Source organism: Ktedonobacteraceae bacterium (genome assembly GCA_035653615.1).
Lineage (GTDB): Bacteria > Chloroflexota > Ktedonobacteria > Ktedonobacterales > Ktedonobacteraceae > DASRBN01.
Genome location: DASRBN010000042.1, coordinates 162,423 through 187,285, shown reverse-complemented (window position 1 = coordinate 187,285; position 24,863 = coordinate 162,423). Strand labels below are relative to the sequence as shown.

Here is a 24,863-nt window from a genome sequence, read left to right as displayed (position 1 = left end):
ACCACTTTCTCAGGAGCCTACATCTCCAAAAGGTTAACTATTTAGATCACGTAATATTGAAAAAATCTGTTACAAATTCTTAATCTTAAGACAGAGATTTATAAATTCAATCATTTCATATAGCCATGAAATATATAGAAAACCCGAAAAGCTGCCTTCTTGATGAGACAACAGGCTATAATAAGATATAGAGCCTTCTAAGACCGCGATTTGTAAGCCAGAATGGGAGCATAAGAAATCATGGGTTATCGCTACGCTATTATAGGGTCAGGCCGGCAGGGCACGGCTGCCGCTTACGACCTTGCTCGTTTTGGAGATGCCGGAGAGATATTGCTGGCAGATCAATCTCTTGCGCAGGCCCAACGTGCCTCCACTCGCGTGAATCAGCTGGTGGGTAAGCAGATAGCTGCTCCCATGCAGGTAGAGGTGAGGGATGAGGATGCGGTTGTGCGCTTATTAAGGGATGCTGGAATTGAAGCGTTCATTTCGGGAGTGCCTTATTTCTATAACCTGAATCTGGCTCAGGCTGCTATTCGCGCTCGTGCCAGCATGTGCGATTTTGGTGGCAATACCGCTCAGGTGAGACAGCAACTGGCGCTCGACGCCGAAGCCAGATCTGCCGGCATCACACTGATTCCTGATTGCGGGCAGGTTCCCGGATTAGGCACATCGCTCTGTGCCTACGCGATGACGCTTTTTGATGAGCCGCGTGATATCATCATGTACGATGGGGGCATTCCGCAGCATCCCCGCCCGCCCTGGAACTATATCCTGACTTTCAATATCGAAGGACTTACCAACGAGTACTTTGGTACAACGCTCTTCTTGAGAGATGGCAAGCAGATTGAAATGCCCTGCTTTGAAGAGTACGAACTGCTCGACTTTCCTGCGCCCATCGGTCAGCTCGAGGCTTTCACCACTGCCGGGGGTACGAGTACGATGCCCTGGACCTATGCCGGAAAACTGCGCACACTGCAAAACAAAACCCTGCGCTGGCCCGGACACTATGCTCAGTGGAAGACCTTCAATGACGCTGGTCTGATCGGACTCGATCCGGTGATGGTGGATGGTGTGCCTGTTGTGCCAAGACACGTGCTTCATGCGCTTCTGGAATCCCAGCTTCTTGCTCGCCCAGACGACCGTGATATGGTCATAGTGCGCGTGCTTGCACGTGGTCTCAAGAATGGGCAGGAAAAGGAGATAGTTATTGATCTGCTCGATTACTATGACGAATCGACAGGCTTCACGGCTATGGAACGGACAACGGGCTGGCATGCCGCAATTATGGCGGGTTTTGTGGTTCGTGGCCAGACACCACGTGGCGCAGTTCCCGTCGAACTTGCGATTCCCGGGTCAAGGTTTGTGGAGGAGCTGCGCAAAAGGGGATTTGATTTGCAGGTTTCCTAGCACTATTGTAAAGGAAAATTTTTTCAGTTCTCTTCATTCGGGAGCAATGCGGCCTCTTGTTCAGAGGCACCAGGCGTTTGCTTTTTCGCCTGGTGCCTCTGAACAAGAGGAAGAGCGATCCATACACACACAATGGCGAGGACAATAATGAACGAAGCTGAGGCATAGACTTGAAAATGCCCCCAGGCGGTATAGATGAAACCGCCAAGAAGGGGTCCGACAATCCATCCAAGCGATTGCAACGATTGCGTCGTTCCACTCACACGACCTTGTTCGCGCCGTCCAACCGTTTCAGAAATGAGACCTCGCAGAGCATTTTCAACAAGGCTCCCCGACCCTGCGAAAAGGATAATACCGGCAAGCAAGAGAATTGGTGCGGCGAGAAACGCGATGGAACCGAGTACAAGATAGCTGATGCCGACCAGCACTAAAGCGATGAGACCGAGCCGGATATTTCCCAGCCTGGAAAGCAACCAGCTAACCAGTACACCCTGGACGAGAATGTCTACCGCGCCGAGTAAGGTGATCACGAGACTGGCCTGCGTGACATTGAAGCCAAGGCTGTCTTTCATCAAGACCGTAAGCGTCGCTTGCAACATGCCTACTGGGAAAGCATAGAAGAACCAGGCCAGCAGTAACCAGCGCAAGTTTGCCCAACGAAACATGGACACCAGTTGTTTCAAGGGATTGAGTTCGCTTACAGCAATCGAGGTGATGCGGTGTTCTTTCTCCAAACTCTCTGGCAACCAGAAATACCCCCAGACGAGGGTAAGCAGGAGAAGGCCAGCGGCGGCAAGAAATGGGGCACTGTAGTTGATCGTTGCCAGCAGTCCACCAACAGCAGGGCCAATGAGAGAACCGACCCCTGCCGCAGCACCGAGCATGCCGAAGTACTTGCCACGGTCCTTTGGTTCCGTGATATCAGCGACATAGCCAAACAAGATACTGATGTTGCCGCCTGTCAAGCCATCGATGATGCGTCCGAGGAAGAGCAACCAGAGCGCACCGCCCAGGCCCAAGATAAGATAGCCAAACACGGAACCAAGTAGACAGATGAAGAGCATGGGGCGTCGCCCAAAACGGTCGGAAAGCACGCCTAAACCTGGCGCGGCGATCAACTGGCAGATCCCATAGGCTGCGAACAGCCATCCCACAATAGCCGCGAGATTATTCGGATCAGCCAGGTACCGTAGCGTGAGAAACGGAACAATAGGGACAATGATCGTGATACCTATCGTATTCAAAAGTGCGATAACGAGGAGAAGCACGAGAGACGTGCGTCCTACAGACGTGTTTGTAGGACCAGCTGATTTGTTCATGGAAGTGTTCTACCTTTGTAAAAAATTCTATCCTCCTCCACATGTGAAGGAGGAGCATGAATCTTTTCAAACAAGTCCCAGCTTTCTCGCGCGGTAGATACGCTGCACACCTGTTTACGAATGGTCTTCACGGACAAGAAATGGTTTTTGCCCCAAAAAGAATGGGCTATGGCAGAGCTTCTCTTGTTGCTCTCTCTCCTCGCCGTGCGCCACATGGGGCGAAAACACATTCGTACGATGAGCAAGAACGCTGACAATGAAGATTTGTTGGAGGAGTTGTCAGCGCTTCACCCTTGCTTCATCGATATATTTGCTGTGGTATACTTGCTATTTGCTTTTTGAAAAGATGTGTTCACTTTATCACAGGGCGTTTCTGGCTGTCAAGCGTCGTTTCCTCTCTCCGCTCGGCATCTTACAATTGACCGTTTTCTGGCACGCAAGGTTCTGCTTTTCTCAGTTGGCATGGATCCACGCGCAAGCTCAGGGCCGTTCATGGTATAATGCTTATCAACATCCGTATAACCAGCTAGAATACCGGAGATAGCAAGTATGTTCTGGGATTTTGCAGCCAGTGGAAGCCATCTCACTTCTTATAGCCATCATGCTACTGGTATATCAGATGACTCGGCTGATGATCACATGCCGCTCCAACATGTTCGTATAGCCATATTGGGAACGGGATTCTCAGGACTGGGGATGGCGATCAAGCTTAAGCAGCAAGGCCAGGAAGATTTTGTGGTGATCGAGAAGGCAGCAGATATTGGCGGAACGTGGCGCGATAATACGTACCCTGGATGCGCCTGCGACATTCCCTCGCACCTGTACTCGTTCTCCTTCGCGCTCAATCCCAATTGGACGCGCACATACTCGCCGCAGCCGGAAATCTGGAAGTACTTGCGAGACTGCGCGAGGCGCTACGGCATTCTTCCCCACATCCGGTGGAACTGCGAATTGTTGAGTGCCACCTGGAAAGAGGATGAGCAATGCTGGCATATTGAAACTTTACAGGGTCAACTACTTGCCGATATTCTTGTCCTGGGCAACGGTCCGCTCAGTGAGCCCTCGCTTCCACCTATCTCAGGCATCACTAATTTCGCGGGTACGCTTTTCCACTCGGCACAATGGAAACACGACTACGACCTTAGGGGAAAGCGTGTAGCTATAATTGGGACGGGCGCGTCATCCATCCAATTTGTGCCACACATCCAGCCCAAAGTGGAACAGCTCTCTCTGTTTATGCGCACACCACCCTGGATTGTGCCGCGCCTGGATCGTGCAATTCCTGATAGGCATCGCAAGTTGTATCGAGTGCTGCCGCTTGCGCAGCGCTTCGTGCGTGCCAAAATGTACTGGCAGCACGAACTGCTGGCGGTAGGATTTGTCTACCGCCCGGCATTGATCAAAAATGCCATGCAGCTGGCGAAGCGTCACCTGGAAAGGCAGGTAGCGGACCCTGAACTGAGGGCGAAGCTCACTCCAAACTATATCATGGGTTGCAAACGTGTCCTGTTATCTGATGATTTTTATCCGGCGGTTGGGCAGCCCAATGTTGAGGTAGTTACTGATCGGATCTGCGAGGTGAGGGAACATAGTATCGTGACCGGGGACGGTAGGGAGCATGAGGTCGACGCGATTATCTGTGCGACAGGCTTTCACGTGACCGACGCGCCTCTCCACCAGTATATTTATGGTCGTGGGGGTCAATCACTTGCTCAACGATGGGAGAAAGGTTTGAGTGCCTATCTGGGTACGGCTGTTTCAGGTTTTCCCAACTTCTTCTTGCTCATCGGTCCAAATACCGGGCTTGGCCATAACAGTATGGTCTATATGATCGAGTCGCAGCTGAAGTATATTCTGGATTGTTTGCGTACCATGGATAGGAAGAAGTTGGGAGCTATCGAGGTACAACCTGAAACTCAGCAGGCGTTCGAAAATGAGATACAGCGGCGCATGCAGGGTACTGTATGGACTTCGGGGTGCGCAAGCTGGTACCTCGACGCGCATGGCCGCAATACGACGCTCTGGCCTGGCTTTACCTTTGAGTTCCGGCACCGGACGCGCCATTTCGACGCTAAGCATTACACATTGGTTCCTCAACATGTGACTACTAAAGCATGAAAGGGCATATCCAGCCGGAATGCAATACGGCGGCATCTTTGATGAGCCGCCGTATTGCGCATCCAAAACTTACATCTATTCTCTTTTACATGCTCGTTCGATAGTCGTAAAAGCCCTGGCCGCTCTTCCTGCCGTACATACCTGATTGCACCATGCGCCTGAGCAGCGGCGGTGGCGCGTAGAGCGGATCCTTGTATTCCTCGTAAATAGCCTCGGCTGCCCACAACGTCGTATCAAGCCCAACGTAATCAAGCAGCGTGAATGGCCCCATGGGATAGCCGCAGCCCAGCTTCATTGCCGTGTCAATATCATCTCGTGAGGCCTGTCCGTTTTCCAACATGCGGACCGCTGCCAGTAGATAGGGGATCAACAGGAAGTTGACGATAAAACCGGCCGTATCCTTCGCCAGTACAGGAGTCTTGCCGAGCGAAATTGCGAATGCTCTAACTGTTTCAATGGTTTCGTCCGAGGTAGAAATGGTGCGCACAATCTCCACCAGCTTCATTACGGGAGCCGGATTGAAGAAATGCAGCCCGCAGACTTTATCCGGCCTTTTCGTCACCGCGCCCATCTGGGTGATGTTCAAGGATGAAGTGTTGGTGAGAATGAGGGCTTCGGGCTTAAGAATATTATCGAGCGCTGGAAAGAGGCGTAACTTCTCTTCCATATTCTCGATCACCGCCTCGATGACCAGGTCGCAATCGGAGAAATCCGCCAGGTCAAGCGTGCCATGCAGGCGAGCAAGATTCTCTTCCGCCTGTCCCTGCGTGATCTTGCCCTTGCCGGCCATCATCTCCCAGGCGCCTTTAATACGAGCCATCCCCTTGTCGAGAAGCTGCTGGTTTACCTCGCGCACAACGGTTTCATAGCCGGATTGCGCGCAGGTTTGCGCAATTCCGGCTCCCATGAGACCGCAGCCTACGACTCCGACTTTTCTTATAGCCATAGTCTATTGCTCCTTATCTCCATCAACAAACTCACGAATCGCCCGAGCAGGACCACCGGATACGCCGAAAATAATGGTATAGTGATTCAGCTTCGGGAAATTCACATACTTACAATTTTTAATGCCACGCTGAATAGCGGCAGCTGAGGCCTCGGGGAGTAGCTGATCGCTCTCAGTAAACAGCCCTAGACCTGCGCGCAGCAGAAGCGTTGGCACTTTCACCTTTGCCCATTGCTCCTCAGGCTTGAATTGCTGCTGGTTACGCTGCTCCTCCAGGATCGCTTGCCGGGAGCCTTTAGAGACAACCGATCCATCGCTGTGGCGATAAACGTCGTGTTCAAAATACGTCTCGATGTAGTCGTTCCAATAAGGCCCAAGGAACGGCGCTACCTTCAGGCGCTGAGTAAATTCGTCAAACGAGGCGACGGGAACGCCGAGCCGGGCAATCGACGCGGTAAGCCAGGCCGGTTGCTCTTCTACTGTATTCCAGGGTAGCGGAGCTCCTGCATCGATCAGCACAAGTTTACTCAGCTTCCCAGGATAGTGTGCGGCAAAATAGAGCGCTATAAATGCTCCCAGGGAATGTCCGATGATGACAGGATGGTCTAACCCCAACTCATCGATTATAGCCGCCAGGTCCGCCGCATGTATGGAAATGCTGTAGCCGCTTTCGGGCTTATCGCTATCTCCTCTCCCACGCAGGTCATAGGCAAAGACCTGGTGATCGTTTGCCAGCCCATCGGCAAGTGCCTGGAAGCAGTATGCATTCGCCGTAATGCCATGCACGCAGATGAGTGGCTTACCCTTTTCCCCCCACTGGACATAATGAAAGGTTAAATCTCCAGCGACGATATATTCATCGTGTATTGGTTTTGTTAACACCGCCCGCTCCTTCTAGTCTGCGATCATCCGGCCCTGGAAAGGGATTGACGCCCAAAGGCGACCGTGGAGAGCAACAAATAGTCTATAGGAGGATTATAACACAGGCACATGTGACCGGTGACCCCAGAATCCTCTTAAGGCTCATATGGCAGCATTAAGAAGTTGGGGAGGATTGTGAGCAGATATTCAGGACGTAGCAGCCTCATTAACGAAATCCGAGCCCTCCTGGAATACCTGCCACTTCTCTATAACTGCCTGGATGAGCGGAACACCTTCTTCATAGCGTTGCTGTGGTGAACGCCATTCAGCGGAACCACCACGCGCGGCAATGCCGCGCCGGAATACGCTCTTGATGATGCTCAGGTAACGCTCCATTTCAGGCTCGAATAGAAGCGCTGCCGAGCTATCCTCCATATAGAAGTAATGACCCTGGGAAAGGTACCATTGGCGCACGTCTTCCTGGGAACTTACGATCCTGGAGTGTAATCCTTCGGAGAGATCATAGCCTGTCGATCCCCAGGGGAAACAATGCAAGTGGGCGTGAAAGACGGTTTGCCGGAAGATGCCATGTTCCCAGAAGACTGGCGGAGCATAATATCGAGTAAAAAACTCCTGCACCTCGTGCTTTAAGGCAAACAACTCATCATCAAGTACTGCCGGAACATCACCGTAGCAGGTATAGTGATGTTTCGGGATGATAAGCAGATGCCCCTCAACCAGAGGAGCATGATCGGCGGCCAGGAAAAAATGCGGAGTCTCTTTGAATATGTGGGAAATATCCTCACGCTGGCAAAAGGCGCAGTTCATAAATGAGTCACCTGAGATCTAGCAGGCAGTAGAAATCTACCCGGCATGACGAAAACCTGCCTCAGACATGGTCAAAGCTGACCCTTCGCCCTGCATTCCCACATCCACTACCTCGGCGACGATGAGGGTTGAATCGCCGGCAGGAGCAGTATGGCGTACTTCACATGCGACCCACGCCAGGGCATCATGCAGGATAGGGCAGCCGTTTGCTCCCAGCGTAAACTCAACTCCATTGAGCTTGTCAGGATGTTGAATGGCCGATTTCCCCAGTTTGCCTGCCAGCTCCCTCTCGCCAGCACGATATACGTTTATTGTGAAAACGCGGCTGCGCAGGATCATGCCCAGTGACTTCGAGTCGTTCTCAACGGAAACGGCTATCAAGGGTGGGTCGAAAGATACCTGCGTCAACCAGTTGGCCGTAAATATGTTCACTTCACCCTCATTCGCGCATGATACCGCGTACAGGCCGTAGGTGAAGGTACGTAAGACTTGCTTTTTAAGGTTCGCATCCATTGAATATTACCTTTCAATGATATTCTTATTTCTTCTACGACATAACCAGCTTCAGATTGCTCGATAAAGCCTGGCTGGTTAGCTGCTGTCGAACTGTGCCCGCAACCACCCCGTCGCGATTGATGAATATAGTAGCCGGTAAACCTGCTACATCGTACTTGCTGGTTACAGACCCATCGGCATCCTCAACCGTCGGGTAGGTGATGTTATAACGCTGCAAGAAGTTGAGGCCGTCTTTTGTAGGCTCCTGAAAGTCAACTCCCAGGATGACCAGGTCTTTTCCCTGCCCCTGTGCCTGTTTCCAGGCATTCTCCAGTAGCGGTGCTTCCTGCTGGCAAGGGTCGCACCACGAGGCCCAGAAGTTTAAGACAACCGGCCTACCCTTATAATTTGAGAGCGAAATCATCTCCTTGTGAGGATTAGAACTGAGTATCGCCAGTGAAAAATTCGGTGCAGGATGGCCGATAAGGGGGTCTGAGGGAGCCTGTGATGCTGGTGTCAGCAATTGTGTCACAAGAAACGCAAGTAAGCCCAGGTTTATCAGGCTCACTACGCTAAATATAATTATTCTGCGCTGGCGCTTATTCTTCTGTACTTGCCCTTGAATGGGAGTACTTTCAGCAAGTTCAGCCATGTAAGAGTCCATTTCTGCAGATATGCCATCTCATCCGGATCAGTAGCAATCCAACACCATTATTGTGCAGGCATCAGGCTATGTCAAGCTCATTGGCTTCTCACTTCCTCAGCTTGTGCTGGAAAAGATGTTAAAGACGCTTGCGCAAAGCATGGCTGCCAGTATACCGCTTCTGGTGGAGACGCCGGAGGAACCAGAATGTAGTGAATGCAAGCACCACCACAAGCACGATCACAACGATGAAAAGGTAAATATTCATGGGCAAAGCCGGCGACGAGGAAGAACTCGTATGCTCTATCGTAGCGGTAGAACCACTTGCCGGGGGATAGAGGCCGGTAATGATGAAATGCGGAGTTCCACCGACTGCGATACTGGCAACAGTGCTTCGTCCAGGAATGTCGAGCATGATTACCTGACCGTTAGAAAGCGCCGCGAATCCTAGCTGTCCATCATTGGTGATGGCGACTGACAATGGGGAACCGCTTAGAGGGATGATACGGGCTGGTTTGTGCGGTATCGGGGTTGTACCCAATGTGACAGGAACCAGGACATCCAGCCGATTGTGCTGCTCATCAGGCACGTAAACCTCGCCCGTGATAGCGTTATAATCCATCGAACCGAAAGTTCCACCGGTGAGGAGCGTGCCGATTACCTTACGTGTATAGAGATCAATCGCGACGACTGTTCCCTGGCGTGTCGTGACGTAAGCAGTAAAGCCGCCGGGGATGGAAATATTTTGCGGACCGCCGGCAATAGGCATGGAACCCAGCAGGTGGCCATTGACCTCGTAGACCGTCAGCGATGTGGTTCCGGTAATCCAGAGTTGATTGGGTGTTGAAGGAGTTGCGTTAGGGGCGGTCGATGCCGCGACTGCCAAACCATAAACAGGTTGCTGCGTCTCGAAAGTATGCTCAATAGCACAGGTTGCCGGATTAATGGCACGCGCACTCGTATCTCCCTGGCCTGCCGCGTAGAGAACCGTTGCATCCAGGCTCAGTGCCAGCAGCGATGGCTGGCCGGGAAGGTTGGCGATGCAGCGAATCTTCTTTGTTTGCGTTTCGATCACCGCAACCCGACCCAGCGATGGTTGAGAAACATAGAGCATAGAGCCGTCTGGGCTGAGCAAAACAGTGTGCGGGTCACCTGCCAGCGCTATTGACCCGGTTATACGCCGCTGCGCTATATCGATAATGCTAATACCCCGGGCTGTTCCGGCAACATAGGCCAGTTGAGGGGCTCCGCCATCTGCATGAGCTGCTGAGGCGGATACCCCTACAAATAAAAGAAGCATCGATAGGGAACAAAGATAGAAGATACGCACGATAGCAATCAATTCACAACATCCCTTCCGCAAGTACAGAGAAAGCCTGGAAAATTGTATGGGAACTTTTAAACTTTTCCATGCCTCAAAGTATACCCAGTAGGGTTCATCAGAGGCAAGGGGATTGGGAGTATCTCACTCTGTGCATTATAGAGTAATCACAACTTTCGCAATGATGCTCTGAAGGCGGCTGAAGAATGCTTTTTTTGTGGGCAACTTATAACTTTTAGGGAACAAAAAGTCATAAACACTTCATTTTATGGTTTGCTTATGGTATACTTACACCATGTAAGTTTCCTTAGAAAGGAGAGTAATCTGTCTGATCACCTCGATTTTTTCCAGTTCCCGGAGTGTGGTAGGAAATATGGGAGATCGAGAAGTCTTCAATCACAGTGGATGTCTGCATTATGATTATTTTATTCCAGATATCCTCATATCATAAGCGGCACGACGTCCATCCGGTGTAATGCATGTAGCGACATTCACAGTCCGACAGCGAGGGGGTAGGTCGCTTTTGTCGGCTCCTGTAACAAAATCGCAGATAAGGAGGTCGGCTTTGAGACAGCATTCATCAGGATTTATCATTGGCCTCGTAGTAGCACTCGTCCTAGGTTTCGGCATAGTAGCTGTAGTCGCGCTGGGTTTTCAATCCGCGAGCGGCCTTGGCTACGAACCTGCCGTGTATCAGGTACCCAAAACGGGACCTGACTCCGCGACCCTCAACATCGCCACTTTTCCCGACAGTCAGGTATGTCATCCCGGCGCACCGAACCCCCAAATTGGCTGGGTAACTTATTGTTCAGGGACAAACAATGAGCATGGCACAACCTGGGAATTGCCCGCCAACAGTACCATCACCGTCATCATCAAGCAATACGACAGCGCTACTGGCCTGTACAACGGGTTTTTCCAAACCGTGCAGGGTACGCTTGGTGGGACGGCAACCTACACTGGTAAAACGAATTCGGGGACATACAACGGTCCCAAGAGCCAGGTTCCGATGGATGACATTGCTCATACGTTTACCATTCAGTCGGAACCCGACGATACAACAAGCCCGATATTTGTCAGTGTTCCGCTCATTGGCGTCCCTGACGATGCTTCCAGTAACACCAATGTGCTTGGCAATGATGGTAACCAGTACCAGTATCCTGCTCCTAACGTCATCGAGTTCCAGTTCAAGACCGGTCCAGCAGGTCATACCTACGTCTGGCACTGCTATGTTCCCTGTGGCAATGATCGCGAAACGCCCTATGGGTTTAGCGGGCCAATGTCTACCACCGGGTATATGGCCGGGACGATCACTGTAACAAACTATTAAGGGGGCAACATGTCAGAACCAAACATCGAAGGAAACGCGGGGAACACTGTGCCACCGAGAGAGCCGAATCACCTGCTTCGCGCCATTATCCTCTGGGTGGTGCTCTCTGTGATTCTGATCGCGATCTGGGTGCCGGTATCCCAGTTTATTCTGCCAACGGCTGCGACTTCACTTGCCGTAGCCGATAGTTTCACATTCAGCATGCTGACCATCATATCCATACCGGTGGCCATGTTCGTTTTCGTTTTTATTGGCTATAGTCTCTTCTCCTTCAGAGTTCGTGGTAGGCCTACAGAAGATGGTGTTCCTTTGCTGCCCAGGCCGGCACTCCAGATTAGCTGGATAGGCATCACATCAATACTATGCTTGTTTCTTGTCATCTGGGGACTCTTCGCCTTTTACCAGGAAACTTCAGCGGCCTCAACTACTAACACCTTGATCGTTAATGTTACCGCGCAGCAATGGCAGTGGACCTTTAGTTACCCACAGTATAGTGCGACCAGCCAGGGCGCGCAGCTCATTGAACTGCCGGTAAATCGCCCTGTGGAATTCTACGTCACCTCGTTGGATGTCCTGCATGGCTTTGCTATTGAGGAGTTTGGAATACGTGTCGATGCGAATCCGGGCCGGACGACGAATACAGCGGTTGTGACTCCTACACAGATTGGAACATACGCGGTGAGATGTGTAGAATTATGCGGGCTCCTTCATTCCTTTATGTGGGAATCGGTAAAAGTAGTGAGTGTTGATTCGTTCAATTCCTGGATACAAAGCCAAGGAGGGCACCTATGAGCAGCACAGCAAGTACAACCGCAACTGAGGTGAGACGGCCAAATCTCATCAATATGCTTTTCCCAAGCGTCGTTTCTGGAATAGTGTTCGGTGTAATAGGCGCTGCCATCTTCGGTGTGGTGATTAACAAGATAACAACTGCCTATAGCCCCGACATGGTCCCGAATGACGATGCCGTTACCGTGTCTGTCTATTTAGGCTGGCTGCTCTTCTTCTTTATTGGCATAGGAGCTTTCAACGGCATCTTCAAGTGGGGCTTCGGTCGCCACGAGCCAACATTTGCTGAAGAAATGGAACTGGCAGGCAAGGGTCAGGGACTCTGGCGCTATTTCCGCTGGACGACCGATCATAAAGTGGTGGGGATGCAGTACCTGTTCACGGTACTGATTATGTTCTTCCTGGGGTCGATGGGGGCTTTCATGATCCGGTTGGAGCAATCGAGGCCCGGCGCCATCTTCTTCGATCCCAGCACCTATAACACCATCGTGGGTATGCATGGGATGCTCATGATTGCCACCACTATCATCATGGTCAGCGGTCCATTTGGCAACTTCATCCTCCCCATCATGATTGGGGCGCGCGATATGGCCTTTCCACGGCTCAACGCGCTGAGCTACTGGCTGCTGTTCACCGCTATTCCTATCTTCCTCTCCACGGTATTCCTTGGTGGGTTTCCAACAGGATGGACTGGATATGCACCTCTATCGGTGCAGGAATTGACTCCCGGCATGGATGCGTACTGCTTCCTCATCCTGGTCTTTGCCACTTCAACAACAGTAGCGGCCATGAATATCGTGACGACCGTGCTGGTCATGCGCACGAAAGGCATGACGTGGGGGCGACTTCCGATCTTCGTCTGGGGCGTTGTACTCTCAGTAATTCTGAGTTTAACGGCCTTCCCTTCGTTCATCGTCTCCCAGATCATGGTTGTCATGGACCGGGTCTTCAATACCTCTTTCTTCCTTGCTGCCTCTGGCGGTAGCAACTGGTTGTATGAGCACCTGTTCTGGTTCATGGGGCATCCCGAAGTGTATGTAATCGCCTTACCCGCCCTGGCAGTGGCGGCTGAAGTAACCACGGTGTTCACTCGCAAACCCCTCTTCGGTTACCGCTTTATGCTAAGTGGATTGATCGGCATTGCTGTACTGAGTGTTATCGTTTGGGGACATCACCTCTATACGAGTGGTTCAGAAAATGCCCTGGCCGCCCCTTACATGCTCGATACCGAGTTGATCTCTATTCCTACCGGCGTTTTCTTCCTGTGTATGGTAGGTACATTCTGGAGAGGAAAAGTCTGGGCCACTGTTCCCTTGCTGTTTGTATGCGGCCTGCTGGTCAACTTCGTTATCGGAGGAATTACCGGCATTTACCTGGCCGATCTGCCCACCGATGAAATTTTGCACGGTGGCATGTTTGTTACAGCACACTTCCACTTCACTATCGTGGGTAGTATGGTCTTTGGCTTCTTCGCCGGATTCTACTACTGGTTCCCCAAGATGGTAGGGAAGCGTCTCGATCCTCTACTTGGCAGGCTCCATTTCTGGCTGTTTGAGATTGGTTTTGTCGGGACATTTGGAGCGTTGTTCTATGCAGGCCTGCAGGGTGAACCCCGCTGGTCGGCAAATGTTGCTCCGCCATTCGCGACTGCTAATACCATCGCCAGCCTGTTTGCTATCCTGATTGCAGCCTCGGTGTTTGTTGCCGCTTACAACGTGATTCTTACGCTTGTAAGGGGTGAGCCTGCTGCTGCCGACGAATGGGGCGCCAAAACTCTTGAGTGGACAGTGCCAACACCAGTACCGCTTGAGAATTTCGAAGGGGAGTTGCCGGTAGTAACCTCCTTGCCCTATGACTACGGTTCGCCTACGCCTGAACGTCCAACCCCGGCGGTAGACATTTCAGGTGCCATGACACAGGCTCCTATACAGCCACAAGGACAGGAGTAAGAGGAGGAAACTATGGAAACAGCCTTAGAGCATAGTGAGCATCCATTCGAACTGGAACCGCAGGTCAAGGTGGCCCGAGCGAAAGCCGGCGTTCTGATGCTGATTATATCGGATGCCTTGTCAGTCCTCGCAATCCTGGCAGCAGGCGGTTACCTGAGCGCCTTGAATACGGAGAATCAGTTTAAAGTAGCCGGAGACTTTGCTCCGCCTTTCGTGGCGAATCTGATAATCATGATCGTCTTGCTGCTGAGCGGGCTTGCCTACTTTGGGTGGGAACGCGGAGCGCGCAGGAATAATGGGGAAGGTCAGTCAGCTTTCTTCCTGGTTTCCCTGGTGCTGATGCTTGCAGCAGGGGTGGCTGAGACCTGGATAGGCGCCGCTTTGCGCTATGGCATTCCTATCCATGCCTATGAAAGCATGATTCTACTCATAACATGGTTTACAGCACTCCACCTTCTGTTGACTGTGATTGTAGGCATACTACTGGGCGGGCGTATCCTGCGCGGCAGGCTGACGGGGCAGGCCTACCTTATCGAGGCTGGTGGCTACTGGTGGTATTACATTGTCGTTTCCAGTATCCTGCTATGGATATTCAGCCTGGTTGCTATCTGAATCCCGTCGCTAGATGGAGGCGCTGCAATGAACATCTGGGTTGATGCAAACGGGTGGCCCGTTCCACCCCTGGTGCTCCTTGTATGCGCACTTGTCGAAGTCCTGTACTTTCGTGGATGGCGTCTCCTCTTCAAATTGGAGCAGAGAAGGGCTGCCAGGGCCAGCAATCATTCTGGATTGAACGGTTCTCACACCGCTCAATTCCGGTTGGATAGCTGGCTCTGGCGCGCTGGCTACTTCCTCGGCGCGATCTTTACTTTTCTTCTGGCATCTTCCGCGCCCATAGATATACTTTCCAGCCGGCTCTTCTGGATGCACATGATCCAGCACCTGCTCATAATGGTCGTTATGGCACCGCTACTTGTGGCCGGGGCTCCTTTCATCCCAATCTGGTTGGGGTTGCCTCGCGGTGTTCGCAAGTTTATTAAAGTAGTAGTGAGACTGAATATCAGGCGAGGCCTCTTTCGTGCAGGGGGCTGGTTGCGGCAGCCTGCTATCTCGTGCGCTCTCCTGGTTGCCGGTTTCTGGGGATGGCACTGGCCACCGCTCTATGATCTGGCATTGACCAATGTCACCGTCCACGATTGGTTAGAACATTCGACATTTCTGGTGGTCAGTTTTCTTTTTTGGACGCAGCTTATACCATCGCCGCCGCTTCGCCCTCGCCTGGGCTATATGGGCCGTCTCGGATGTGTAGGTTTCGCGATGGCACAAAATGTTGTCCTCGCGGCGCTGATCGGATTTTCCCAGGTGCCTCTCTACGCGCCCTATGCGCACGTGGTTACCGGTTTGGGCGGTTTCTCCGCCGTGCAAGATCAGCAACTTGGGGCAGGCATCATGTGGACATTCGGCGATCTTCCTTTCGGGATTGCTTTTGCCACATTAGTACACCGGTGGCTTAGCTCTGTGATGGATGATGCGCCGGAACTGAGTGTTGGGAAAAAACAGAGCGCGTGAAATGCGTGAATGAAGTATGCAATCCGGCAAATCTTCCAGTTGGCGCCTGCGCTTTGTCGGGAATAGAGGAATGTAAGAGCCTGGTACCAGGCTTCTTATTCAGATAAGATGATCAGGAGTAGAAAATAACCATGCGGCAAACGGATGGTGTCCAGAAACTCGCTCGTGCTGCTTTGATTGCTACCTCAGCACTTGTGATAATTGCCGCGATTATCTGGGGAATCCAGCGTCTGGCAGCATCTCGCGGCGTTAGTCAGGCTGCCACACTGCAGCCGAACCCATCGAACTACGCTATTGGCGGCTTTCCAATGTCAGGCAATCTGGCGCCTGACTTCCAGCTGACGGATCAGTTCGGTAAGCCATTCAAGCTTTCTTCGTTGCGCGGCCATGAGATTGTCCTGGCATTCGTCGATGCACGCTGTACAACACTCTGCCCGCTGACTGCCCAGATTATGTATTATGCCAAATCACAGCTGGATGCCGCGGCTGCCAGTCAGATCGACCTGGTGGCTGTCAATGCCAATCCGACAGCCACCAGTGTCACCGCGGTGCAATCCTGGTCGATCCAGCATGGTATGCTGCACCAGTGGGAGTTTGTCACAGGTACGCCGCAGCAGCTTAATGTCGTCTATCACCTGTACAATGTCTATGTCCAGGTAAGCTCAAACAATGCGGTCGAGCATGACCCTATCACTTTCATCATCGATGCTACCGGACATGAGCGCCTCTATTATGAGACGCTTGACTCAAACGCGCAGGCCGATATCAAGAGCCAGGAAATCGGCCTTGAAGATGGCATGAAGCAGTGGTTGCCGAAGTCTTAGGGGTTGATGAGGAAGCTATAGCCATTATTTACATATTCTTTCAATATTTCCAGGTCTCCAGGATTTGGAAAGCAACGGTCAGGAGTCCTTTATGAAGTTCATTCGCCCCGTCGCATGGGCAGCAACCATCATGACCTATGTACTGATCATGCTCGGTGGCACTGTTCTTGCCACCAACTCTGGTCTAAGCTGCCCCGATTGGCCGTTTTGCAATGGTCAGGCCTATTTCGCCGGAACAGGTGCGTTTTTCGTACAGTTTCACCGCTTTACCACTGTAGCTCTCAGTATATTAATCGTGCTGCTGGTAACCGGAATCATTGCCTGGGCACGCAAAGACCGTACCTTGCTTACCCTGGCAATTGCTGCTCCGGTGCTATTGACAATCCAGATAGTGCTGGGAGCTTTGACGGTACTCTGGAAGCTGCCACAGCAGATTATTACAGCGCATCTGGGTACAGCGATGGCAATCTTTGCCGTTGTTATTACTATCGCTATTCTGAGTAGCAAGCCACAAACCAGTAGAGAGCTTCCCGCCAGAACGCGCAAATTCGCGCAACTCGCCGTCAGCAACGCGGTGCTGGTCTACATCCTGATGTTATTCGGTTCTTATGTGACCGGCAGCGGCGCGGCAATGGCCTGTCCGGGCTGGCCGTTCTGTACGCCTGCTTCATGGGCAGTGAGCAATCACCTGGCCAATATCAATATCCTGCACCGTGTGTACGCGGTCTTCGTTGGCCTGGTCATGCTCTGGACGGTTATTGCTGCTCTACGCCGCCGGCATGTTGCTCCGGGACAGGCGATTGTCGCGGTAGTTGGCGGCGTTCTTTTCGTATGCCAGGCGATTGCCGGTGGCCTGCTTGTCCTGCTCAACGACCCGGCATTCGTAGCAGGATTCCATCTTGCGCTATCGACCGCCGTCTGGGGAACGCTGGTTCTCCTGGCAGCTCTGGCTGCCAATCAACTGCGGGCGGCTCCTGCGCAACAGGAAATTGAGAAGATGGAACTGGCGGAGGCCGAGAAGAAAAAAGAAGTCAGCCTGGTGCGCCAGACTATTTCGAATTACGTCGATCTGATGAAGCCGCATGTGACGGTATTGTTGCTGGGAGTAACGGCGGCGGCGATGTCGATTGCTAACCAGGGCTTACCACCTCTTTCATTGCTCATCCCGACGCTACTTGGTGGGGCAATGGCGGCAGGTAGCGCGAATTGTATCAACTGCTACATCGACCGCGACATTGACCAGGTGATGGGACGCACGCAGCGTCGTTCGCTGCCATCCGGTCGTGTTGAACCACGACAGGCGCTGGTTTTTGGTATCATCCTGGCGATGGCTTCGTTCGTTCTGCTCTACGTATTCGTCAACCTGCTCAGCGCAGTGCTGGCCTTTTCCGCTATTCTCTTCTACGTGTTCATCTATACGCTGTGGCTGAAGCGCACTACGACGCAGAATATCGTCATCGGTGGCGCTGCCGGTGCCGTACCGGTGCTGGTCGGCTGGGCGGCCATCACGAATAGCCTGAGCTTACCCGCGATCTGGCTCTTTGCCATCATCTTTTTCTGGACTCCGCCGCACTTCTGGGCGCTCTCACTGTTGATCCAGAAAGACTACGAGAAGGCGAAGATACCCATGTTACCTGTAGTGAAGGGCGAGGCGGAGACACGGCGGCAAATCCTGCTCTATTCAGTTCTCCTACTGGCCATCACGCTTGCCCTCTTCGTGATGGGTACGATGGGCTACCTCTACCTTGTCGGAGCTTTGTTGCTTGGTGGTGGGCTGGTCTACCTGGCGATTCGCCTGTGGCATGAAAAATCCAAAAAGTGGGCAAAAACGCTCTTCTGGTACTCGAACATGTACCTGGCGGCGCTTTTCGCCATCATGGTGATCGACCGGGTCGTTCACTAAAACACAGCTTTTCTTGATAGATGTTGGAGGAAGCTTTTGACCTATTGCGAGAAAAGCAATCTCAGCTTTCGTTGCCGTACAGCAGGGGTGCTCATCCATGACCGTGCTATTCTTCTGCAAGGCGAACCACAACGAACCTTCTGGACGCTTCCCGGTGGCGGTATCGAACTGCTTGAGCCGTCCCACGTAGCTCTTCAGAGGGAAATGCAAGAGGAATTAGGGATTTCTGTCCAGATCGAGCGACTTCTTTGGGTTGTTGAACATTTCTTTGTCTCGGATGACGGTGGCAAAGCCCATCACGGTATTGGCTTTTACTACTTGATTACCCCTCTTGAGACTCCTCATCTCTACCATTTGGAGCGAACCATTCAAGCAGTAGAAGATGGAGGGATAGATATCATCTTTCGATGGTTCAAACTCGATGAGCTGAAAAATATTGCCCTTTATCCTGCTTTTTTGCCGACTGCATTGCAGGTACTTCCTCTCGTCCCTGAGCATGTGGTGTTTGATGAGATCACGCAGGCCTCCCAGAAAGCCCGTGAGTGAGGAGAAAAGAGACCATGCCACCACTAGAGAAACGCACCTTTGAAGAAACATACTTAGGACAATTACGCAAACTTGTCGGCTCACGGCCCTTGATTAGTCCTGGCGCACGGGCCATCATTCGAGATGAACACGGACGCTTTTTACTCATTCGCCGGCGTGATAACGGTATCTGGGGTTTGCCTGCTGGAGGGCTCGAACTCCAGGAATCGATCCTCGACTGTCTCAAGCGTGAGATCTGGGAAGAAACTGGATTGGAAGTCTTGCAAGCTACGCCTATTGCTCTGTATACCGAGCCACGCTTTGCTTTTACCACAGCCTTTGGCGACCAGATCCAGATGTTTGCAGTAGCCTTTCGGGTTGATCGTTGGCAGGGAACCCTCGTAGCCGCAACTGATGAAACGACTCATGCGCGCTTCTTTGCCCCCGATGAGCTTCCCAAGGATCTGCCCGCGCTCTACCGAGAAACACTCGCGGATCTTGAGTGCTACGAGCAAACGGGGCAGTTTATTCTCAAATAGCGGCTATTGTCCCATGTATTCCACTACCGGTAGGCCAGGGGTTGATCTGCCCACACGGAATCTCATCCGCAAGAAGCAAGAGGAGAATCCGCTGCTCGGCGAGTTTCGGATGTATACCGCTCTCAAGCAGCTCGGACTACAATGCGCAACCACATTGGGCGCACCGCAAGCGGGATGACAACCGCTTCAGTCCTGCAGAAGTCTTAGGATGGGTGACCAACAAACTGCTCACCCCAGAGCAATTCCACCGAATTTTTTACGCAACGCGCTTTCTCCGCCGCTTGAGCCGTCTGGGCTACGTCCATTTTCGTCGCTGGAAACTCTATGGAGAAGAAGCGCTCGCCAGCCTGCGGTGGTTTGGCTGCATGGGGATGCGCTCACTGTCGAATACGAAGAGATCCCACTGGCGCAATATACCGTCCGTTATCAGCCGGATCACAAGCATTTCAAAGAGGTGCCGGAAGCCAAACGCTTCGAGACGCCTTATCACTCACCGCAAGGCCAGCTTTGGGAACTCGATGAGACGATGTGGCGTCAGCCAAACATCTCCCAGACTGCTCCCTGAAAACAATGGCGAAAACAGACCCGGTATATTCAGCCTCCTCTGCTTGAAGAGCCATAAGACATGTAAGCGAAACGCCGAAGCCTCATTGCACATTGTCAGCGGTTATCTGTCAGTCTCACTGCACGGATCTGTAAAGTATCCGGGCGAGATTTGCTCATGGCAATGAAGGAGCATCATCGGGCGAAGGCAATTTGAGCGTTTCATGAAATTCAGAGGCAAGAGCTGGCTGATCAGGCTGATCGGGCGGCCACCACCACAGACGCTGAATTACTTCCTGTTGATCGTTCTTCCAGTTGAAGACAATCTCTCCGGCATTCGCATAGCCGATGATATGCGAGCCCGCCTTCCACTGTTGAAGCCACTGCTGATGATGGAATATTGCCTCTCCCAACGTAACCTTGTGTCTTTCCAGCCTGGCTTCCATAAGATCTGTTCCCCTTATCGCGCTATATGCGGAGCGTTTTCGCACGTGTGATCCCGGTTTTTGCACATACCTGATAGCCCTTCTCCCTATTCTCCTGCGCGCCCTTCCTACCCGGGTTTCAGATATTGTAAGAACTTTCAATGCCGCACGCCCCAGCTTGAGTAGCCATCCAGGCAGTCTCAAGTGCGATGTACGCCTTTTTTTCAGAGCTGCGCTCCTGGGTTTAGTACTATCAAGCTGATCGCGTAAATAGTGTACGCGGTAACTACGATCTGGCTGGATGGTATTGAATGCTCCCGGGGGCCATCCATGTGCGGGCAAAACAATCTCTGTGCTTGCACGGCGCGCGTCGATCAATTTGGGCAATGCCCACCAGATAAGATATATGCGCCACATCACAATTCTGAGTATTGTTCTCAGGACGTGATGATGATGAAGAACACGGTCCACATCCCAGGCGAAAAAATCTTGCTGTGCCGAATCCTCGGCTCGTATCAATCTGGCAAGTTGCGGATAGATAGTGGTGAGAACGGCTATTTCAGGACCCGATACCTCATTGAGCAGGGCGCTGGAAGTGTAATCGACTATTTTAGCGGTTGTCCGCTCTTTACGGCTCCAGTAATCCAGGCTGGAGCCAAAAGCATAATGGACATCTCCCGAGAGGATAACGACCCGTTTCATTGCCGCCAGCGTTTTAAGGAAAGGCTGGAAGGTATCCCAATCCAGGGCCCAGGCCTCTCGATCTAAGGCATAATTATTTCTAAGGCTCCAATGGCTCCAGAATTGGAGCGATTCAACAAAATTCTGACCAATGACGGGAGTGGCAGAGATGATGATTGTGACATCCACATCCCTGCGCATGGCATGAGCCACCTGTGTTTTTAATGCCTCTGGAGACAGCAGGCCGGGAAATGAGGTGGGAGTGCGATAGAGACGATGCGTTCGCGTATCCATGACGATAACCTGGTAGCGCGGACCCGAATAGGCATAATGCCATTTGAATGCGTGTTCCCTATGCGGTAATATCCCTTTTCCATCAAAAGAATCGGGTATATCGAGCATGGTAGTGATGGTAGTTGCGCGAGGGCCCGACTCCTCTCCACGCCACTCGTTGAGAGCATCTAGAAAGGCTTGCCCCTGGGGTTGCTCAAACTGATCGGGGGTATTGCCCCAGGCCTGGAAAAGCGCATAGGCAAGCAAGGCATTGCGAACAACCCTGTGCCCAAGTTTGCTGTTCAAGACCTGCTGGCACCAGGCCCCATCAAGATACCAGTCATCAGTGACATCATGATCGTCACAGACCGTAAGGAGTGGAATATTTGCCAGCAATCGCCTCACGTTTGGCAGTGTAGCACGGAACTGGCGCAATTTGTTTAAGTTGTCCGCATATTGCTCTTGCGACTCACCGGGAACATCTTCATTTTCTACAAAGGCATACTTTTGCTGTATTTCCTTCATCTCAGGCAGTTCATCCGGCCAGAGGACATCCGACCAGACAAAAAGATACATGGCAACGTATTCGGCCAGGGATAACAGCTGATTCTTGGGTGTAGTTGTTGTGAACATTGCCTGGTTTCGCACCACGCGTCCCCGGCATCCTGGTGGTAAATTACGTGCCGGTACGCCAACAATGGGGAGTATCTCTATCTGGTTTCCTGACAGCAGAAAATCCCCGGCATCCATGAGGGCACATAGGAGAGGAGCGGCCACATCGTCGGCGTAAATCTGGTCTCCGGTCAGAAAGAGGTGTTGAGGCCGCTTTCTTGCATCATACAGTATGGTTTCCAATATGCTATCAAGGGCGGCCAGCATTTCTTTGCCGGTTCCATGCGGCTTGCGACACGATCCATGCAAGATGCGCAGCCGGTTCAGGTCCTCAGGGGGCAGTACGAAACTGGGAAGTGGATGTCCAGGGTAGATTAAACGATGCACCGGCTCTGCTGAAGAGGGATCAGCAGTCAGAATACCAGGCGTATTGAGATGATCTGCCGTTGATGCCGCGTGATCTTCAGCATTATCCGCCTGAAAGAATACATCATAGTAATAGAGATCGCCCCAGGCAAGTTGCTGACCCTCACGTGCATGGGCGGTTACCGCGACGATGTGCAAATAATCACCGAGGCGGGCGGTCCGGCGTGTCCCAATGATCTGCTCGACCAGCTTTCCATCCTCATCCTTGCGATACACACGCAGTGTTACCATCCTGGCCTCTCTCAATGCAAGCCAGACGGTGACAGACCCAGGCTCAACACGACGAAGCATAGGTCCGGCGAGAATGAGTGGCAACTGAGAAAAGCGCTCGGCTAATGGTGTCCAGGGCATGAGAAATACATCTCCTTCAGACAGATATGAAAATTAAAGAAATCTTGCGGCGAAATGGCTCATTCATATCCAAAACTGATTATAAGACAAAATTAGATTTCTGTCCTGATTGATACGAACCGTGAAATGAAGGTACCGGCGAATCATCCAATACCTCTTGCATTGCGTATTCATTGGTGAACTATCAAAACATACCGGGGGAAAGAGAAGATGTCATGCAAGGATTCGCCCAACGTCTGAAACAGGAACGCGAGCAACGCCTGTGGTCACAGGAGCAGGTGGCCGAAATGATCGGGACGACCGCTCCCAGCGTGAGCAGATGGGAGCGAGGCAATATATTTCCAGGTCTGCATTTTCGTCAGAAACTCTGCGAACTCTTCGGGAAGAGCGCCGAAGAACTTGGGTTTTTGCAAGAGAATACACGCGCCGATAATCACAGCCTGTCCGAAGAGTTCCAGGAAATCCAGCAGGTTGTATCGTCTGGCCCATATGTAAACTCGCAGTTCTGGTATGTTCCGTATGGGAAGAATCCGTTTTTTACAGGGCGTGAAGATGCCATCCAGCATCTACATACTCTGTTGCATACAGGTAATACCTGTGCTCTAGAGCGTATACAGGCCCTCTGTGGTCTGGGGGGCATTGGCAAAACCCAGACGGCAGTAGAATATGCCTATCGTTACAGAAACGAGTATCAGGCAGTTCTTTGGTCGCAGGCCGAAACAAAAGAGGTTCTATACTCCGGGTTCGTCAAGCTCGCAACGCTTTTGAAGCTACCGGATAAGGGCCAATCGGATGAGGAACAGCAAGTCAACGCGGTGAAGCGCTGGCTCAATAACAATCAGAACTGGCTGCTGATCCTCGACAATATGGATGATCTGAGCATCCTCCAGGACTTTATCCCTCCGGGTAGTAGAGGTGCTATTCTGCTGACAACGCGCACGCAGTCAACAAGGACGTTTGCACATCGTATCAACCTGGAGCAGATGGAACCGGATGAGGGAGCGCTCTTGCTCCTGCGCCGTTCTGTGCGCATAGAGTGTGATGCTTCTCTTGAGGATGCGTCATCGGCTGATCGCAGTATTGCCAGAGAAATTTCCCGCATGATGGGTGGGCTCCCCCTGGCGCTCGATCAAGCGGGAGCATACATCGAAGAAACTGCATGCAGCTTATCTGATTACCTTGAACGCTATCAGAAACGACGCCCTGCGCTGCTCAGTCTGCGCGATTTTCGCGGCGGGGTGAGTACAACCCATCCCCAATCGGTGACTGCTACATTTACCCATGCCTTAGAATCGGTCGAGCGCGCGAACCCGGCCGCGGTAGAACTGCTGCGGCTCTGCGCCTTCCTACAGCCAGACGCCATTCCCGAATCCATACTGATGGAGGATGATGTAGACTTCGGTCCTGTCCTCCAGCCCTTAGCTGCCGACCCGTTCATGTTCGATACAGCTATCGCAGTTCTGCGGACCCATTCCCTGTTGCGCCGCAATACTGGTACCAGGACCCTCGCGCTTCATTGTCTTGTTCAGGCAGTGCTACGCGATACTATGAATGCGGAAACGCAACACCTCTGGTCTGAACGTGCGCTAAGAGCTTCTGATAGTTTGCGGCTATGCAAAAGAACCGCAAGTAGATGATTCTTCCCTGGCATGGAAATGGTGAGCTGTTGGCATGGTAAGTCCCCTCTACCGCAGGCATACTACTAAGCAGAGCCATCTTTAGCGATCCCGGGCTGAAGTAATCGCTGGAAAAACATTGTTTACGTGGTAGTTCATCAACGTAATGAGAATAATCAAAGCCCGATGATCCAGATATAGCCCGGGATCGTACTCATGAGCGAATCGCATGGATTCACAAGAGAGGAGCATAAAATGGCCAAGATGACCCGCCGTGGGTTTATCAAGCAAACATCGGTGAGTGTGGCCACACTTGGAGTGCTGGCCGCAGCGCCTCTGGCGGCGATATCTGACGCGCCTGAAACAGCGGCGACAGACCTGTCAGTGGAAGAAACATCCGCCGCCCAGCTTGGTGAAACCCTGGTAGCACATGTGCGCGATTTCGCTACGGGCGAGATCAGTGTGATGTCCGGCACTCAGGAAATCATTTTTCGCGATCCTGAGCTTATGATGCGCCTGATTAGAGTGTTGCCATAAGCAACTTCGAGAGGCGCGCAATCCTAACGGAGG

The 24,863-nt window shown here is 52.1% G+C and carries 23 protein-coding genes; 15 read left to right on the top strand and 8 right to left on the bottom strand.

Annotated features, from left to right (window positions below):
- Positions 1-240 precede the first annotated feature (240 nt).
- Entirely contained in the window at positions 241-1,407 is a 1,167-nt protein-coding gene (locus tag VFA09_26295; GenBank protein ID HZU70813.1) for a saccharopine dehydrogenase C-terminal domain-containing protein, read from the top strand.
- Positions 1,408-1,430: 23 nt separating this feature from the next.
- Here the strand turns inward: VFA09_26295 and VFA09_26290 are convergent, their stop codons facing one another.
- A complete protein-coding gene (locus tag VFA09_26290; GenBank protein HZU70812.1) occupies positions 1,431-2,726 on the bottom strand; it encodes an MFS transporter in 1,296 nt (431 codons plus the stop codon).
- A 168-nt stretch (positions 2,727-2,894) separates the two neighbouring features.
- Between VFA09_26290 and VFA09_26285 the strand changes: the two genes are divergently transcribed.
- Both VFA09_26285 and VFA09_26280 read left to right on the top strand, forming a co-directional pair.
- Entirely contained in the window at positions 2,895-3,068 is a 174-nt protein-coding gene (locus tag VFA09_26285) for a hypothetical protein (GenBank protein ID HZU70811.1), read from the top strand.
- Positions 3,069-3,275: 207 nt separating this feature from the next.
- On the top strand, positions 3,276-4,844 hold the full coding sequence (locus VFA09_26280) for an NAD(P)/FAD-dependent oxidoreductase (protein ID HZU70810.1): 1,569 nt from the start codon (positions 3,276-3,278) through the stop codon (positions 4,842-4,844).
- Positions 4,845-4,929: 85 nt separating this feature from the next.
- Here the strand turns inward: VFA09_26280 and VFA09_26275 are convergent, their stop codons facing one another.
- The 6 genes from VFA09_26275 to VFA09_26250 form a co-directional block, all read right to left on the bottom strand.
- Positions 4,930-5,790 (bottom strand): 3-hydroxybutyryl-CoA dehydrogenase, encoded by an 861-nt coding sequence (locus tag VFA09_26275; protein ID HZU70809.1) that lies wholly within the window; start codon positions 5,788-5,790, stop codon positions 4,930-4,932.
- A gap of 3 nt (positions 5,791-5,793) precedes the next feature.
- Positions 5,794-6,672 carry an alpha/beta hydrolase gene (locus VFA09_26270; GenBank protein HZU70808.1) on the bottom strand — a complete coding sequence of 293 codons (879 nt, stop codon included), beginning with the start codon at positions 6,670-6,672 and terminating at the stop codon, positions 5,794-5,796.
- Between the two features lie 186 nt (positions 6,673-6,858).
- The gene (locus tag VFA09_26265; GenBank protein HZU70807.1) at positions 6,859-7,479 is read right to left on the bottom strand and encodes an HIT family protein; all 621 of its coding nucleotides are present in this window, start codon (positions 7,477-7,479) and stop codon (positions 6,859-6,861) included.
- A 36-nt stretch (positions 7,480-7,515) separates the two neighbouring features.
- Positions 7,516-7,992, bottom strand: a complete 477-nt coding sequence (locus VFA09_26260) for a flavin reductase family protein (protein ID HZU70806.1) — start codon at positions 7,990-7,992, stop codon at positions 7,516-7,518.
- A gap of 34 nt (positions 7,993-8,026) precedes the next feature.
- Positions 8,027-8,626, bottom strand: a complete 600-nt coding sequence (locus VFA09_26255; GenBank protein ID HZU70805.1) for a TlpA disulfide reductase family protein — start codon at positions 8,624-8,626, stop codon at positions 8,027-8,029.
- A gap of 130 nt (positions 8,627-8,756) precedes the next feature.
- The gene (locus tag VFA09_26250) at positions 8,757-9,959 is read right to left on the bottom strand and encodes a YncE family protein (protein ID HZU70804.1); all 1,203 of its coding nucleotides are present in this window, start codon (positions 9,957-9,959) and stop codon (positions 8,757-8,759) included.
- Positions 9,960-10,503: 544 nt separating this feature from the next.
- Between VFA09_26250 and VFA09_26245 the strand changes: the two genes are divergently transcribed.
- From VFA09_26245 to VFA09_26200, 10 genes are all read left to right on the top strand, one after another.
- On the top strand, positions 10,504-11,268 hold the full coding sequence (locus VFA09_26245; GenBank protein ID HZU70803.1) for a hypothetical protein: 765 nt from the start codon (positions 10,504-10,506) through the stop codon (positions 11,266-11,268).
- A gap of 9 nt (positions 11,269-11,277) precedes the next feature.
- A complete protein-coding gene (locus VFA09_26240) occupies positions 11,278-12,060 on the top strand; it encodes a cytochrome c oxidase subunit II (GenBank protein ID HZU70802.1) in 783 nt (260 codons plus the stop codon).
- Entirely contained in the window at positions 12,057-14,006 is a 1,950-nt protein-coding gene (locus VFA09_26235) for a cbb3-type cytochrome c oxidase subunit I (protein HZU70801.1), read from the top strand. Before VFA09_26240 ends, VFA09_26235 begins: the two co-directional genes overlap by 4 nt.
- A gap of 12 nt (positions 14,007-14,018) precedes the next feature.
- Positions 14,019-14,618 carry a hypothetical protein gene (locus tag VFA09_26230; GenBank protein ID HZU70800.1) on the top strand — a complete coding sequence of 200 codons (600 nt, stop codon included), beginning with the start codon at positions 14,019-14,021 and terminating at the stop codon, positions 14,616-14,618.
- 27 nt (positions 14,619-14,645) lie between these two features.
- A complete protein-coding gene (locus tag VFA09_26225) occupies positions 14,646-15,575 on the top strand; it encodes a cytochrome c oxidase assembly protein (GenBank protein HZU70799.1) in 930 nt (309 codons plus the stop codon).
- Between the two features lie 131 nt (positions 15,576-15,706).
- A complete protein-coding gene (locus VFA09_26220; GenBank protein ID HZU70798.1) occupies positions 15,707-16,399 on the top strand; it encodes an SCO family protein in 693 nt (230 codons plus the stop codon).
- Between the two features lie 91 nt (positions 16,400-16,490).
- Positions 16,491-18,302, top strand: a complete 1,812-nt coding sequence (locus tag VFA09_26215; protein ID HZU70797.1) for a heme o synthase — start codon at positions 16,491-16,493, stop codon at positions 18,300-18,302.
- A gap of 36 nt (positions 18,303-18,338) precedes the next feature.
- A complete protein-coding gene (locus VFA09_26210) occupies positions 18,339-18,848 on the top strand; it encodes an NUDIX hydrolase (protein ID HZU70796.1) in 510 nt (169 codons plus the stop codon).
- Between the two features lie 14 nt (positions 18,849-18,862).
- Positions 18,863-19,366, top strand: coding sequence for an NUDIX domain-containing protein (locus VFA09_26205; protein HZU70795.1), 504 nt, complete (start codon positions 18,863-18,865; stop codon positions 19,364-19,366).
- Positions 19,367-19,574: 208 nt separating this feature from the next.
- Positions 19,575-19,931, top strand: a complete 357-nt coding sequence (locus tag VFA09_26200) for a hypothetical protein (GenBank protein ID HZU70794.1) — start codon at positions 19,575-19,577, stop codon at positions 19,929-19,931.
- 154 nt (positions 19,932-20,085) lie between these two features.
- Here the strand turns inward: VFA09_26200 and VFA09_26195 are convergent, their stop codons facing one another.
- Complete coding sequence (locus VFA09_26195) at positions 20,086-22,677, bottom strand: hypothetical protein (protein ID HZU70793.1); 2,592 nt, start codon at positions 22,675-22,677, stop codon at positions 20,086-20,088.
- 215 nt (positions 22,678-22,892) lie between these two features.
- Between VFA09_26195 and VFA09_26190 the strand changes: the two genes are divergently transcribed.
- A complete protein-coding gene (locus tag VFA09_26190; GenBank protein ID HZU70792.1) occupies positions 22,893-24,314 on the top strand; it encodes a helix-turn-helix domain-containing protein in 1,422 nt (473 codons plus the stop codon).
- A gap of 234 nt (positions 24,315-24,548) precedes the next feature.
- Positions 24,549-24,830, top strand: coding sequence for a twin-arginine translocation signal domain-containing protein (locus tag VFA09_26185; GenBank protein ID HZU70791.1), 282 nt, complete (start codon positions 24,549-24,551; stop codon positions 24,828-24,830).
- Positions 24,831-24,863 lie beyond the last annotated feature (33 nt).